We start from the raw sequence: 13,407 nt of genomic DNA on the forward strand, positions 1-13,407 counted from the left end.
AAACGTTAACATTTTATGAATCTTGTAAACGCTTTCACAAACTATGCTTTTGGCTTACAGGTATGCACGACTGTTGGTATTGTTCGGCACGTTTGGCGTACTTTTTCACTGTTCTTTCCATGATAAAGCGATCATCGTCGTTTAAAGGACGCACAACTTTGGCGGGAACCCCCATGACCATCACCCCTTCAGGAATCTGCATATTCGGTGTGACGAGCGCACCAGCTGCTATAAATGACCCTTTCCCAATCTTTGCCCCATCGAGTACGGTAGCGTGCATGCCGATCAAGCAATCTTCTTCAATCTCACAGCCGTGAATCATCGCCATATGACCGATCGAGACGCGGTCATGGATGATCGTCGGTGATCCTTCATATTGATGAATCATCGAACCATCTTGAATATTCACATAAGAACCGATTCGAATGGGTCCCTCGTCTCCTCGGATGACGGTATTGAACCATACTCCCGAGTGGGCACCGATGGTCACATCACCAATCACATGTGCCCCGGGTGCAAGATAAGTCGTTGGATCGACGTTTGGTGTCAACTCTCCTAATTTGTATTGCATCGTTGTAACCCCTTTCAGACAGATATGTTATCATTGTCGCACAACTTGAAAAAGAAATTGCAACGAAAAGAATATTCTTGGTAAGATAGTTAAAATACGTTGAATAAGGAGATCGAGAGATGGAGAAACAACATTTGATTGACATCGCCGCAAAGAAAAAGAAAGCGGCCGTCGTCTTTAAAGACGTCGCAGTAATTGACGTGTACAGTCGTGAGACGATTCGTACAGACGTCGCCATCGACGGGGGATATATTGTGGCTATTGGGGATGGGTACGATGGAGAGGTCGAGTATCACGACCCGACCTGGACGCTTGCACCGTCCTTTATCGATTCTCACGTCCATATCGAGTCATCGATGGTTCCACCACACGAGTTTGCGAAAGCAGTCCTGCCGCTTGGCGTTACAACGGTGATTGCCGATCCGCATGAGATTGCGAATGTGAACGGGGCGCTCGGGATTGAATACATGTTAGCGGATGCGAAAGGACTCCCACTCGATGTCCGGATGATGCTCCCGAGTTGCGTACCAGCGACACCGTTTGAACATGCAGGTGCCAAACTATATGCCGAAGATTTGGCACCGTTTTTAGGAGATCCAGGTGTGCATGGACTAGGCGAGGTCATGGATTATCCATCGGTCGAAGCCGGAAGCGAAGATATGCTTCAAAAGATTGCTCAGACGGAACAAGCAGGCAAAGTCGTGGATGGTCATGCTTCAGGTCTCAACCCTGATCAACTGAATGTATATCGTTCAGCAGGAATCATGACGGACCACGAATGTACGACTGCCGAAGAGGCGATTGAACGGGTGCGTCGTGGATTTTATGTTCAGATTCGAGAAGGGTCGGTCGCAAGAAACGTGGAGAAGGTGAGTTTAGCCGTCACGGAAAGCAATGCCCATCGTTTCCTCTTCTGTACGGACGATAAGCATTTGGATGACCTGGTCGCGGAAGGTGGGATCGACTACAACATCCGCACCGCCATCAAGCAAGGAGTCAAGCCGGAAACGGCCTATGCCATCGCAAGTCTACATGCAGCAGAGGCTTATGGATTGAAAGAAGTCGGGGCAATCGCACCTGGTAAGAAAGCGAACTTCGTTATCTTGTCAGACGTCGAATCGGTAAAAATTGAGCAAGTATATGTGAATGGTACGCTCGTTGCGGAGAAGGGGAATGCGACATTTGAGTCTGAAGGAATCGAAGTGCCGAAACCGATGAAAGGTGAACTGGCGTTACCTGAATTGACGACGGATTCGTTCCGACTTGCGCCGAGTGCAGAAGAGGTTGATGTCATTCAAGTGCTTCCGAATAGCTTGTTGACGAAACGACAACGACTTTCATTTCAACCAGATGCCTCGGGGGCGGACTTGTCACAAGATATCGCTACGCTCGCTGTCATCGAACGCCATCATGGGACAGGTCACATGGCCCTTGCCCCGGTGACAGGATTTGGCTTGAAGCGAGGTGCGCTTGCAGCCACGGTGGCCCATGACAGTCACAACTTGGTGATTGCTGGGGTCAGCCCGGAAGATATGTTGCTTGCGGCGAGAACGCTTGAGAAGGTAGGCGGTGGTGTTGTTGCTGTATCGGAAGGAGAAGTCCTTGCCGTCCTCCCACTTGAAATCGGTGGATTGATGACGAAACGACCATACCGTGAAGTGGCAGAGATATTAGAACAGCTGAACGATGCGTTAGATGTCGTAGGAGCCCATCGTCATTTCAACCCTTACTTGACGATGTCCTTCCTCGCCTTACCGGTCATTCCAGATTTGAAATTGACCGACATGGGGTTGTTCGATGTGACCACCTTCTCATTTATCAACGATTGACTCGGTCTAACGTATGATTTTTGTTAAGAACCATCGATAACAATTGAATGCTTGACTAGAAGTTGGTATATTTACGACAAGTTTCATCGGGTCAACATTGAAAGGGGGGATATTACAGATGGAACAAGTTGCTTACAATCGGTCGTATGATGAACATGAGGAATTGATCAATTCTGTATATCGTGCTTTCAAGGACCGATGCGAAGAACTACCGGAAGAAACACAAACGAAACGTCGTTTACGACGACTGATTTTCTCTACGATTAAAGAACAGACGAAGTCTCACGCTGACCGGTTCGTGTTATATCACTTCTTCAACGACTTCTTTAAAGCGGTAGAAACGAATGACCAAGAAGCACTCGCTGTTTTGAAGCGAATCATTCGTGATGAAAAAAACTATTGATATGTGACGTCAACTTGTGATAATTTAGACGTAACTTTAAATGAATATTCGTGCTATCGATGAGGTAGAGGTGCGATGCTGATGAGTAAGTAGTCGGAGGATGACAACGATGAGGACTACAAAAAGGCAGGATCGCCGAAGCGCAACACCATGTCCGTGGGGTTGTGCTGGGCTGACGGGAAATACCCGTCGGACTGCCATACATATTTACGTATGGAGCGCTCCAAGTCGGCTAAGAAAGACGGAACATCCAGCGAGGGTGTCGGCTTTGTTGCCGATGCCCTCGCTTTGCGTTTTTTTAAGCATAGGGGGGCCTCATCCTAATCAAAAAAGGAGGAATTCAGTATGGTAGATTATTCAACTTCGGTACTCTCGCTCGTACCGGCATTACTTGCAATCATTATGGCAATCACAACAAGAAAGGTCATCCCATCACTTGGTGTCGGGATTATCGCAGGAGTCCTTCTCTTGCACAGTTTCAACCCAATCGACTCCATTCAATATTTATGGTCGAACATCATCGCCTTATTCTGGTCAGATGGAGCCATTAACGAATGGAACGTCTTGTTGATTGCGTTCTTGCTCTTACTCGGGATTTTATCATCCATCATTCAGACGTCAGGTGGTGCACGCGCATTCGGTGAATGGGCTGCGGCGAACGTAAAAACGGCACGTGGTGCCCGTCTCGTCTCATTCGGACTCGGAATTTTGATTTTCATCGACGACTACTTCAATAGCTTAGCGGTCGGGAATATCAGCCGTCCGCTCACGGACCGCAAAAATATCTCACGTGCGAAATTGGCATACATGATTGACTCGACGGCAGCCCCTGTCTGTGTCATCAGCCCACTTTCGAGCTGGGGTGCATATATCATCGCCATCATCGCAGGTATTTTGACGAAGTATTCGATTGACAGCTACTCGTCATTCTCTGCATTCATTCAAATCATTCCAATGAACTTCTATGCGGTCTTTGCCCTCTTGTTGACAGCCTATGTCGCATTTACTGGACTCGCGATCGGACCAATGCGCACGCACGAGCTTCGTGCCCTTCAAGGTGAATTGTATGATTCAGCTAAAGGTAAACCAATGGGAATGAGCGAAGACTTGCATGAGCATGAAGGTGGAAAAGTCCGTGACTTGATCGTGCCAATCATCGCCCTCATCATTGCGACGGTATCGGCAATGCTCTATACAGGTGGTCAAGCCCTGGCGGCTGATGGTCAAGACTTTACGCTCATCGGTGCATTCGAATCGACAGACGTGACACGTTCACTCGTGGCCGGTGTCGTCATCAGTTTGATTGTGGCATTCTTACTTCTCATCGGACGTAAAATTCCTGCACGTGACTACGGTAAAGCAGCATGGGAAGGTGTGCGCGCTATGTGGCCGGCAGTCTTGATTCTCTTGTTTGCCTGGACGATCATTGCAGTCATCAGTGATATGAAGACTGGTGAATACTTGGCAAGCTTCGTGACAGATACGATTGCGGCTTCGTACTTGCCACTTCTCCTCTTCTTGATTGCTGGAATCATGGCATTCTCGACAGGGACGAGCTGGGGAACATTTGGTTTAATGCTTCCGATCGGTGCGGATTTGATCATGGCGGTTGAACCAGAGCTTCTCCTTGCATCACTTGCCGCTGTATTGGCCGGTGCTGTATTCGGAGACCACTGTTCACCAATCTCGGATACAACGATCCTCAGCTCAACTGGAGCGGGTTCACATCATATCGATCACGTAGTGACACAATTGCCATACGCGCTCCTCTCAGCAATTGTCTCAGCAATCGGATACTTGGTGCTCGGGATTACAGCATCGATTTGGATTGGCTTCTTCGCGGCATTGATTTCGTTTGTTGTCTTTGTTGGCATTGCACAAGTGATTTCAAAACGTGGGAAAGTACCTGCTGAACTTCGCGCGAAGCGTGAGGCGTGATAGATGAAAATGACTTCCATCGATTTGATGGAAGTCATTTTTTGTATATGGCTTTCTGTGAACGTACAAGATAATCGAGTAGCATCCCAAATATGAACCAGAAAGCGATTGTCAGGGCATAAAGCGTCCATTTCGGTAGTACGGTCGGATGAATGACGTGCGAAGAAAACCAAGGTGTCTCGAGCAACCAAAATGGAGGTGAAGTCAAAAACAATAAGATGTTCTTGTCATCGAATCTGGAAACATTCATGATACAGATGGTGACAGCTAATAGGGTGAACCACAGTGTCCAACTCTTCATTAGATAGAAGCTCCTTTCACGACAGAGAAACCTCCTTGATCCATGGTGGAATCAAGGAGGTTGGTTACACACATTATTTCACGTCAAGCCACTTGAAGCTTGCATCGGCACCGAACGGGTGACGGTACATGTTTTCGATATTCGAACGCTCTAAGTATGCTTCACCTTTTTGGTAAATCGGAGCAATCGCGAAGTCTTCTTCGAGAAGGATGCGTTCAGCTTCTTGCATGGATTCCCAACGCTTCATCTGATCTGCTTCTTTCTTCGCTGATTGAATCAACTGATCATACTCGTCATTTGAGTAAGCCATACGGTTAAATGGTCCGTCTGTGATCCACATGTCGAGGTATGTCATTGGATCTTGGTAGTCAGGGCCCCAACCGGCTGCAGAAACATCGTATTCACCTTTACTTTCAAGGTCAAGGAAGTTTTTGAACGGTTGTTGCTTAATGTTGAGTGTCAAACCAGGTAAGTTCTTCTCAAGTTCGCCTTTGATGAACTCGTTTACTTTCTTGAACGCTTCCTCATCACGTGAGAGGAACTCAAGTTCGACCGTCTCAACGCCAAGTTCTTGAAGTCCTTTTTCCCAAGCGGCTTTTGCTTCATCTACGTTGTAGCTGAGGAGATCCGGGTATTTCTCGCGGAAGTCAGCCCCGTCTTCTGTGAATGTGAAATCTTTCGCTACGATAAAGTTCGCTGGTTCTGAACCGTCCGTTAGAATGATGTCTGTCACACTCTGCTTATCAAAGCCTTTTGCAAGTGCTTCACGGATATTGACGTTTTGAAGAGCTTCATTCTTTTGGTTGAAACGAAGGAAGTTGATTCGAGCGTCGGCACGTGTTTTGAACTCATCGCTGTCTTCAAATTGTGGAACGAACTCAGATGAAAGGAGTGTGTAATCCGCTTCTCCTGATTCGAACAAGTTGACTCCCGTCGAGACGTCTTTTACGACTTTGACGTTGATCGTGTCCATCTTGACGTTTTCAGCGTCCCAATACTCAGGGTTTTTCTTATAAACCCAACCAGCGTTGTCTTGCCACTCACTCAAGACGTAAGGACCATTATAGAGTGTTTTGTCGACTGTCGTCGCGAACTCTTCGCCCTGTTCTTCAACGAACTCTTGTTTTTGTGGCATATACGTTGGGAAACCAGTCAATCCTAAGAAGTATGGCGCTGGCGCTTCCAATTGAACTTCAAGTGTCTTCTCATCGACTGCTTTCGCACCGAGATCGTCGAGTGACATTTCGCCTGCAAGGATTTTATTCGCATTTTTCAAATCTTGGAGAATATACGCATACTCGGCACCCGTTTCAGGGTTAAGTGCACGTTTCCAAGAATACACAAAGTCCTCAGCTGTGATTGGTGAACCATCTGACCAGTTTGCGTCACGTAATTTGAACGTGTATGTAAGACCGTCTTCAGACACTTCGACATCTTCGGCAATCCCCGGTGTCGGTTGGTTATTTTCGTCTAAACGATATAACCCTTCGAACACGTTGTTCGTGACGATAATAGATGTCGAGTCCGTTGTGAGTGTTGGATCAAGCTGAGGTAAGTCCGTCGCTGATACCATCGTGATTTCTTTTTTTGCATCGCTCGAAGATGAGCCGTCCGAGCTAGATGAGTCATCCCCTGTACTACAAGCTGCCGTCGCCAATAATGCGACCCCCGATAAAGCTAGCCATTTTTTGTTACGCATCATACAACCTCCCGAAAATTCTGATAATTTAGAATATGTTGTAATTAAACTACATCTGACATGAATATGCAATGGAATTTTTCAAATTATTCGAAAATATAAACTTATTTAGAATGACTATTCATCAATCCTTTCAGGAAGTAGAATAGAAAAATCAACGAATGATTATACAATATCTTTGTATAGTTATTCGGAAAGATTGAGTATGGTGGAGGCGTTAATTTGAAACAACATTCAGCCGGAATCGGCTTTTTCGGTCTTGCGGCGATGGTCGTCGGGACAATGATTGGTGGAGGGGCCTTTAATCTACCCGGTGCGATGGCGCAGGGAGCAGGGGTTGGTCCTGTTTTAATTGGATGGGGGATTACGGGTGTCGGCATGATCATGCTTGCCTTTGTCTTTCAATTTTTAGCGAACACGCGCCCGGAGCTAGAGGGTGGAATTTATGCGTATGCCCGGGAAGGGTTCGGGAAGTTTGTCGGATTCAACAGCGGATGGGGATACTGGATGTCAGCTTGGATTGGCACAGTGGCGAACATCACGTTGATTTTTAGCACATTGGCATATTTTTTCCCTGTTTTTTCTGCGGAACATCGACTGTTCCGTTTGCTCATGAGTGTCGTCCTGATTTGGGGCTTGTTTTGGCTCATCTCACGTGGGATGCGTGAGGCGGCACTTTTAAATATCGTCACAACGATTGCGAAACTCGTTCCGATTTTCTTGTTCATCGTGTTTATTTTATTCGCGTTTCAAATCGATACGTTCCAAGTCGACTTTTGGGGTGAAACAGGATTTGTCTGGGCGAATGTGTTTCCACAAGTGAAGTCGACGATGCTCGTCACACTCTGGGCGTTCGTCGGGATTGAAGGCGCGGTCGTCTTATCCTCGCGCGCACGTCATAAAAAAGATGTCGGTCGAGCGACGGTGATTGGTCTGATCGGTACGTTATTGATTTACATGATGATTTCTATCTTCTCGTTTGGTGTCATGACTCAGGAGCAACTCGCGGCGTTACCTGAACCGTCGATGGCGTATGTGTTAGAAGCGGTTGTCGGTCCGTTTGGGGCAACGTTGATTAACATCGGACTACTTGTCTCGTTGACAGGTGCATTACTCGGATGGACGATTTTAGCGACTGAAATTTCTTATGTGGCGAGTCGAGACGGGGTGTTTCCGAAAGTGTTCAATCGTTTGAATACAAACAGTACACCAGTGAACGCCTTGTTCATTACTCAAGGGTTCACTCAAGTCGTCACGGCTATTGCATTGTTTTCGGAACAAACATATCTCGTCCTTTCAAGCATTGCAGGGATCGCGGCGCTCGTCCCTTATTTATTCTCGGCACTCTACGGTTGGATGGAGGCGAAACGGAAGACGTCGTTACAGATGATGACCGTTTCCGGGATTGCGTCGTTATACGCCGCCTGGTTACTTTATGCTTCTGGGTTAGAGTACGTCTTGATTGCGATGATTCTATACGCACCGGGCATCTTTGTCTTTCTTTTGGCAGAACGGGAACAAGGACGACCATTCTTGACCCGTACCCAGTCGATGATTGCTTTGATTATTTTATTGTGTGCGACCTATGGTATTTATGGGCTTTGGACCGCTACGATCGCCCTATAAAAAACTCACCGACGCCTCAAGCGTTCGGTGAGTTTTTTGATGACCGGAGTAATTGTTCGATCGCACTTGGCGAGGCAGGTCTTGCATAAAGATAGCCCTGGAAGGAATCGCAATCCGTCGACTTTAAGTGTGCCAACATTTCTTCATCTTCGACTCCCTCCGCGACGACGTGGAGATTTAAGCTCTTCCCGAGATGCACGATGACATCGAGGAGATGCGATTTGGACGTCATCCAATCGTCGAGAAAGACTTTATCGATTTTAAGCTCGTCGACAGGGAAGGACTTCAAATACTGTAAGGACGAGAAGCCAGTTCCGAAATCATCAATCGACAGTCGATAGTTCAAGCGCTTGATTTGTTCCATACGTTCGATAATCTCATCGGTCTGTTGCATGACGAGACTCTCTGTAATCTCTAAAATGACGTCGGACGGGTCAAGTTGAAGTTGCTGTTTGATGTTTCGCAACGTATTCAAGAAACTGTCGCTTCGGAACTGGTTTGGTGAAATGTTGATTGCCATGGAGAGCGGTTGGTCGAATTCGGCTTTCCAAGCTTTCAGCTGTTTCGTCGCTTCTAAGATGACCCAGTTGTTAATCGGAACAATCAGCGCCATCTCTTCAGCGAGCGGGATGAACTCAGAGGGCGGGATTTGTCCGAGTTCTTCATGATGCCAACGAAGAAGTGCCTCAAACCCGATGAGGCGATCGGTGGCGAGTTCGTATTTTGGCTGATACTCAAGATAAAAATGCTTTTCTTCAAGGGCTCGGTACATCGCCTTTTCAATATGGATTTGTCTCGAGAAGGCGGCATCCATATCCTTTGTCACGAACTGAATCGTTCCAACCCCAATCTGTTTTCCTTTGAAAAGGGCACTTTCAGCACGCGTGTACAGTTCCTCGAGCGAACTTGTGGAGGACGGATAAAATACGCATCCGACGGAAATCGATACCATAATCGAATGGTGGTAAATTCGAAACGGTCGCTGCAGCTCGTGTTGCAAATGACGTAGCACTTGAAACACTTCTTCTTTTGATTGCTCGAAGAACATGACTCCGAACAGTCCGCCCATTGGATGGAACAAGAGAGAAGATTCTGGAATGAGATGCAGGGCGCGTTCTTTGATTTGAATGAGGAGTTCGTTCCCGACACGAGATCCGAACGACTCGTTGATGATTTTGAAACGGTCGATATCAAACAAGGCGATATGAAGGAGACCTTCTCGCTCATCGATTTGTTGAAGAATCGAGTCATAGCGACGTAAAAAACCTTTTTTATTGTAAAGTCCGGTCAATTCATTTTGGTAGGCGAGAAGCTCAACTTCTTTTTCAAGACGCTTCTTTTCAGATACATCAAAACCAAATGCCGTATACTGAATGACTTCATTTTTTTCACTGACAATCGGTACGACGGTCAAGTTGAGCCAACACGCATCTTGCTCATGCTGTTTACAGGAAATCGGCATCTCACCATTCCAAATTCGATTGGTCGCCAATGATTTTAAGACGTTACGCGAAATGCCGTCTTGGTCGCTTGGATCATGGATGAGCTCGAACCATTCACGTCCAATCAGCTGTTGTTCGGTTATATCAAGCAATTGGCACAACGATGGATTGATATCGACGATCTCCCCTTTTGCATTCGTCGCTAAGTAATGTGTGGACTGTTTAATCATTTCTTGAAAATGATGCAATAAGTTGAATTGCTCTGTACTAATGAGGGGACTAAATCCTTTCGGAAGAAAGGCTAAGAAATAGCCGTACACGTCTTCGAGCGAAAAGGACTGCAAGTATGCGGTCGCATAGATGACGGAGCCGTCCTTATGTTGAAACGGCGTCATTGCCGTTGTTGAAAATGGATATTGCAAGAGGAGTGGTGTCCACGTCTCAAGTGCTTGATCAAGCTGCTGGACGACCGGCAACGGTTGATGGAGGACTTCTTGACGTTCCCAACCGAACAACACTTCGGCATGACTATTCCACAATAGGACCGTACCATCTTGAGAAATATAACAACATGGAACAGATAAAGCATCGATGAACTGATCTACCGACAAATCACGCAATGAAGCCACATCATTTCCTCCAATCTGTCATGCTAAATGCATATTCTAATGTCAGTGTACCTGATTTTGCCAATTCAAGGAATGCTTAAGTTCGTCATTGTCAAAAGAAAGAGGGACATCATATACTGAAAGGGTAAGATAGTTTTGAATAAGGGGGAAGTAATATGTCAAAAACACATGATGTTATTGAGATGACAGAGAAGTTCGGGGCACACAACTATCATCCACTACCGATTGTCATTTCGGAAGCGAAAGGGATTTGGGTAACGGATCCTGAGGGGAATCGCTACATGGATATGTTGAGTGCATACTCTGCTGTCAACCAGGGACACTGCCATCCGAAAATCATCCAAGCATTGAAAGATCAGGCGGATAAGATTACGTTGACGTCACGCGCCTTTTACAACGATCAACTCGGACGTTTTTACGACAAAGTGGTAACGCTTACAAAAAAAGAGATGGTGTTGCCGATGAACACTGGTGCGGAAGCAGTCGAGACGGCTGTGAAAACGGCACGTCGGTGGGCATACGATGTGAAAGGTATTCCGGGGGAAGCTGAAATTATCGTCTGTACGGGGAACTTCCACGGACGCACGATGGCCGCTGTGTCGATGTCGACAGAAGCGGAATATCAGCGTGGATTCGGGCCGCTCTTACCAGGCTTCAAAGTCGTCCCGTATGGTGACATCGATGCGTTCGAAGCGGCAATCACAGAGAATACGGCAGCGTTTATCGTAGAGCCGATTCAAGGTGAGGCAGGAATCATCATTCCACCGGCTGGCTATTTGAAGCGCGCATCTGAACTCTGTAAAGAGCATAACGTCCTCTTCGTCGCAGATGAGATTCAATCGGGACTTGGACGTTCTGGTAAATGGTTTGCCATCGATTGGGAAGAGGTCACACCGGATATGTATATCCTCGGAAAAGCACTCGGAGGCGGTGTCTTCCCGATTTCGTGTGTTGCGGCTGATAAGGAGATTCTCTCGGTCTTTAACCCGGGATCACACGGTTCAACGTTTGGTGGAAACCCACTCGCTTCCGCTGTTTCTGTCGCGGCACTTGAAGTATTGGAAGAAGAGAATCTTCCAGAGCGTTCGCTTGAACTCGGGACGTACTTCATGGATCGCTTGAAATCGATTGATAATCCAATGATTCGAGACGTTCGCGGACGTGGATTATTTATTGGCATCGAATTGACAGAGTCAGCACGTCCTTACTGCGAAGCGCTCAAAGAGCGAGGTCTTCTCTGTAAAGAAACACATGAAACCGTGATTCGATTGGCACCACCTCTCGTCATCACAAAAGAAGAATTAGATCAAGCGTTTGAAGCGATTGAAGCCGTTTTGGCTCCTGCAGCTATTTCGTAAATGAAGACAGCTTGATATAATCGTCTTAGCTCAATCGACACCTGCGTTGCAGGTGTCTTTTTCGTGGAGGAGGAATTCAATGCTGTACGTATACGTCGGACTAGCAGGGGCGATTGGTGCGACGGCGCGTTATGGACTCGGTTTGATGGTCGGTTCATTTGGATCGAGCATGTTTCCCATCGCAACGTTTCTGACCAATCTCATCGGTAGTTTTCTGTTGGGATGGTTGACGCACACATTTCTTCAAAAAGGCAATGCCTCACCTCAACTCGTCACAATCATCGGCACCGGTATGATCGGCTCCTTTACCACGTTCTCAACGTTTAGTGTCGAAACGATACGACTGCTAGAAGAAGGTCATGTATGGATTGCCATGACGTACGTCTTCTTGAGTATCATACTCGGCCTTTGGAGCTCATGGCTCGGTTACCGCGTTGGCTCGAGACGGAAAGAAGGGGTGAACTAATATGACATTCATATGGATTGCGGCTGGCGCTTTCTTAGGTGCGATTGCGCGTTTTGCCATTGGACAATTCATGAAACGGTGGTCGGATTCACCATTCCCGTGGGCGACTCTGTTCGTCAATGTTTCAGGTTCGTTTGGCCTCGGTTATTTATATGCCCACACCCAACATCCGTCGCTCATTCTTTTTTTAGGGGTCGGATTCTTCGGTTCGTTTACAACATTCTCGACGCTAAAACTTGAACTGATGCGTTTTGCGACGAAAGATTGGATTCGCTTTGGCCTCTATCTGCTTGCGACTTATATGCTCGGATTAGTGGCTGCATATGTCGGATGGTCACTCTAAAACAACACCCCTTCGATTGAGAAGGGGTGTTGTTTTATTCTGCGAGTTGAAGTTTTTCAGTGCATGAAGCGCAAGTCGTTTCGTATGACTCACACTGTTCGTCCATATGCTGTCCGCATTCCTGACATGTTTTGTCCGGTAATTTTTGATAAAACTCGACAGATGATTCGAGACGGCTTGCCCATTCGTTCATAATAAAATGTCCTCCTTTAGAGAGTTTCACAGTATTGGTTGTTGAGTTGATTGTATTATAACAGTACGTGATTAGTCAACCATAATATATAACAGATATATTCAGTATTTTTTGTTACACTATACACATCAAATGACGAGGTGAAGAAAATGAAAGTGCCACAGTGTGAAACAATCGGGATTCAATCTGAGGACGTCCCTACGCTACAATCGGCCTTGGCACAACTAGACGCACCGCGTGTCAGTCGATTGTTTAAGGCATTCGCTGACCCGACCCGTCTAAAGGTGCTATACGTCTTGACGCTTGAACATGAACTGTGTGTTTGTGATGTGGCAGCCATCATTGGTCATTCGAATGCGACCGCATCCCATCATTTGCGGACGTTACTTGAACAAGGGCTAGTGAAGTACCGTAAACAAGGGAAGGTCGTCTATTATTCATTGGACGATGAGCATGTCAGACAGCTTGTTGAAATTGCCTTGGCGCATAGTGAAGAACAAAAAGACGTTTGAGTCTAATGACCGATCCTATTAAGGGTCGGTCATTTTTGCCTATTGTCACGTCTGTCGTTTCGCGATACGATATATTCAAATGAACGTTTGAATGTCA

General features: G+C 46.7%; 13 protein-coding genes and 1 riboswitch. Of the genes, 8 read left to right on the plus strand and 5 right to left on the minus strand.

Going from position 1 to position 13,407, the window contains the following annotated elements; genetic code table 11:
* Positions 1-34 precede the first annotated feature (34 nt).
* Complete coding sequence (locus KNO90_RS12360; RefSeq protein WP_214742754.1) at positions 35-571, minus strand: gamma carbonic anhydrase family protein; 537 nt, start codon at positions 569-571, stop codon at positions 35-37.
* Between the two features lie 119 nt (positions 572-690).
* Between KNO90_RS12360 and ade the strand changes: the two genes are divergently transcribed.
* The 3 genes from ade to KNO90_RS12375 all read left to right on the plus strand — a co-directional run bounded on the left by ade (position 691) and on the right by KNO90_RS12375 (position 4,741).
* Positions 691-2,400, plus strand: coding sequence for an adenine deaminase (gene ade / locus KNO90_RS12365; protein ID WP_215113715.1), 1,710 nt, complete (start codon positions 691-693; stop codon positions 2,398-2,400).
* Positions 2,401-2,518: 118 nt separating this feature from the next.
* Positions 2,519-2,803 carry a hypothetical protein gene (locus tag KNO90_RS12370; RefSeq protein ID WP_015880753.1) on the plus strand — a complete coding sequence of 95 codons (285 nt, stop codon included), beginning with the start codon at positions 2,519-2,521 and terminating at the stop codon, positions 2,801-2,803.
* 57 nt (positions 2,804-2,860) lie between these two features.
* A riboswitch (Lysine riboswitch) is annotated at positions 2,861-3,035 on the plus strand.
* Positions 3,036-3,148: 113 nt separating this feature from the next.
* Positions 3,149-4,741, plus strand: a complete 1,593-nt coding sequence (locus KNO90_RS12375; protein WP_214779267.1) for a Na+/H+ antiporter NhaC family protein — start codon at positions 3,149-3,151, stop codon at positions 4,739-4,741.
* A 34-nt stretch (positions 4,742-4,775) separates the two neighbouring features.
* Here KNO90_RS12375 and KNO90_RS12380 read toward each other — a convergent pair whose 3' ends face one another.
* A complete protein-coding gene (locus tag KNO90_RS12380; RefSeq protein ID WP_214742757.1) occupies positions 4,776-5,042 on the minus strand; it encodes a hypothetical protein in 267 nt (88 codons plus the stop codon).
* A gap of 73 nt (positions 5,043-5,115) precedes the next feature.
* Complete coding sequence (locus KNO90_RS12385; RefSeq protein WP_214742758.1) at positions 5,116-6,741, minus strand: peptide ABC transporter substrate-binding protein; 1,626 nt, start codon at positions 6,739-6,741, stop codon at positions 5,116-5,118.
* 222 nt (positions 6,742-6,963) lie between these two features.
* Here KNO90_RS12385 and KNO90_RS12390 point away from each other — a divergent pair, with 222 nt between their 5' ends.
* Positions 6,964-8,367 (plus strand): basic amino acid/polyamine antiporter, encoded by a 1,404-nt coding sequence (locus KNO90_RS12390; RefSeq protein ID WP_214742759.1) that lies wholly within the window; start codon positions 6,964-6,966, stop codon positions 8,365-8,367.
* A 16-nt stretch (positions 8,368-8,383) separates the two neighbouring features.
* On the opposite strand, the gene KNO90_RS12395 is transcribed toward KNO90_RS12390, so the two are convergent.
* Entirely contained in the window at positions 8,384-10,438 is a 2,055-nt protein-coding gene (locus KNO90_RS12395; RefSeq protein WP_215113716.1) for an EAL domain-containing protein, read from the minus strand.
* Positions 10,439-10,593: 155 nt separating this feature from the next.
* On the opposite strand from KNO90_RS12395, the gene KNO90_RS12400 reads away from it, so the two are divergent.
* From KNO90_RS12400 to KNO90_RS12410, 3 genes are all read left to right on the plus strand, one after another.
* Positions 10,594-11,796 carry an ornithine--oxo-acid transaminase gene (locus KNO90_RS12400; protein ID WP_214742761.1) on the plus strand — a complete coding sequence of 401 codons (1,203 nt, stop codon included), beginning with the start codon at positions 10,594-10,596 and terminating at the stop codon, positions 11,794-11,796.
* Positions 11,797-11,875: 79 nt separating this feature from the next.
* Positions 11,876-12,262, plus strand: a complete 387-nt coding sequence (crcB, locus tag KNO90_RS12405) for a fluoride efflux transporter CrcB (protein WP_214742762.1) — start codon at positions 11,876-11,878, stop codon at positions 12,260-12,262.
* A gap of 1 nt (position 12,263) precedes the next feature.
* The gene (locus tag KNO90_RS12410) at positions 12,264-12,605 is read left to right on the plus strand and encodes a fluoride efflux transporter FluC (protein WP_251127461.1); all 342 of its coding nucleotides are present in this window, start codon (positions 12,264-12,266) and stop codon (positions 12,603-12,605) included.
* Positions 12,606-12,639: 34 nt separating this feature from the next.
* On the opposite strand, the gene yhfH is transcribed toward KNO90_RS12410, so the two are convergent.
* The gene (gene yhfH / locus KNO90_RS12415) at positions 12,640-12,798 is read right to left on the minus strand and encodes a protein YhfH (RefSeq protein WP_214742763.1); all 159 of its coding nucleotides are present in this window, start codon (positions 12,796-12,798) and stop codon (positions 12,640-12,642) included.
* A gap of 149 nt (positions 12,799-12,947) precedes the next feature.
* On the opposite strand from yhfH, the gene KNO90_RS12420 reads away from it, so the two are divergent.
* Positions 12,948-13,310 (plus strand): ArsR/SmtB family transcription factor, encoded by a 363-nt coding sequence (locus KNO90_RS12420; protein WP_215113717.1) that lies wholly within the window; start codon positions 12,948-12,950, stop codon positions 13,308-13,310.
* Positions 13,311-13,407 lie beyond the last annotated feature (97 nt).

It is taken from the genome of Exiguobacterium sp. s63 (genome assembly GCF_018617335.1).
Lineage (GTDB): Bacteria > Bacillota > Bacilli > Exiguobacteriales > Exiguobacteriaceae > Exiguobacterium.

Excerpts from the sequence above, each read along its gene's own strand:
- KNO90_RS12370 (WP_015880753.1), top strand. The coding sequence starts at position 2,519 with ATGGAACAAGTTGCTTACAATCGGTCGTATGATGAACATGAGGAATTG.
- yhfH (WP_214742763.1), bottom strand. The coding sequence starts at position 12,798 with ATGAACGAATGGGCAAGCCGTCTCGAATCATCTGTCGAGTTTTATCAA.
- KNO90_RS12375 (WP_214779267.1), top strand. The coding sequence starts at position 3,149 with ATGGTAGATTATTCAACTTCGGTACTCTCGCTCGTACCGGCATTACTT.
- KNO90_RS12380 (WP_214742757.1), bottom strand. The coding sequence starts at position 5,042 with ATGAAGAGTTGGACACTGTGGTTCACCCTATTAGCTGTCACCATCTGT.
- KNO90_RS12360 (WP_214742754.1), bottom strand. The coding sequence starts at position 571 with ATGCAATACAAATTAGGAGAGTTGACACCAAACGTCGATCCAACGACT.
- KNO90_RS12410 (WP_251127461.1), top strand. The coding sequence starts at position 12,264 with ATGACATTCATATGGATTGCGGCTGGCGCTTTCTTAGGTGCGATTGCG.
- ade (WP_215113715.1), top strand. The coding sequence starts at position 691 with ATGGAGAAACAACATTTGATTGACATCGCCGCAAAGAAAAAGAAAGCG.
- crcB (WP_214742762.1), top strand. The coding sequence starts at position 11,876 with ATGCTGTACGTATACGTCGGACTAGCAGGGGCGATTGGTGCGACGGCG.
- KNO90_RS12385 (WP_214742758.1), bottom strand. The coding sequence starts at position 6,741 with ATGCGTAACAAAAAATGGCTAGCTTTATCGGGGGTCGCATTATTGGCG.
- KNO90_RS12400 (WP_214742761.1), top strand. The coding sequence starts at position 10,594 with ATGTCAAAAACACATGATGTTATTGAGATGACAGAGAAGTTCGGGGCA.
- KNO90_RS12420 (WP_215113717.1), top strand. The coding sequence starts at position 12,948 with ATGAAAGTGCCACAGTGTGAAACAATCGGGATTCAATCTGAGGACGTC.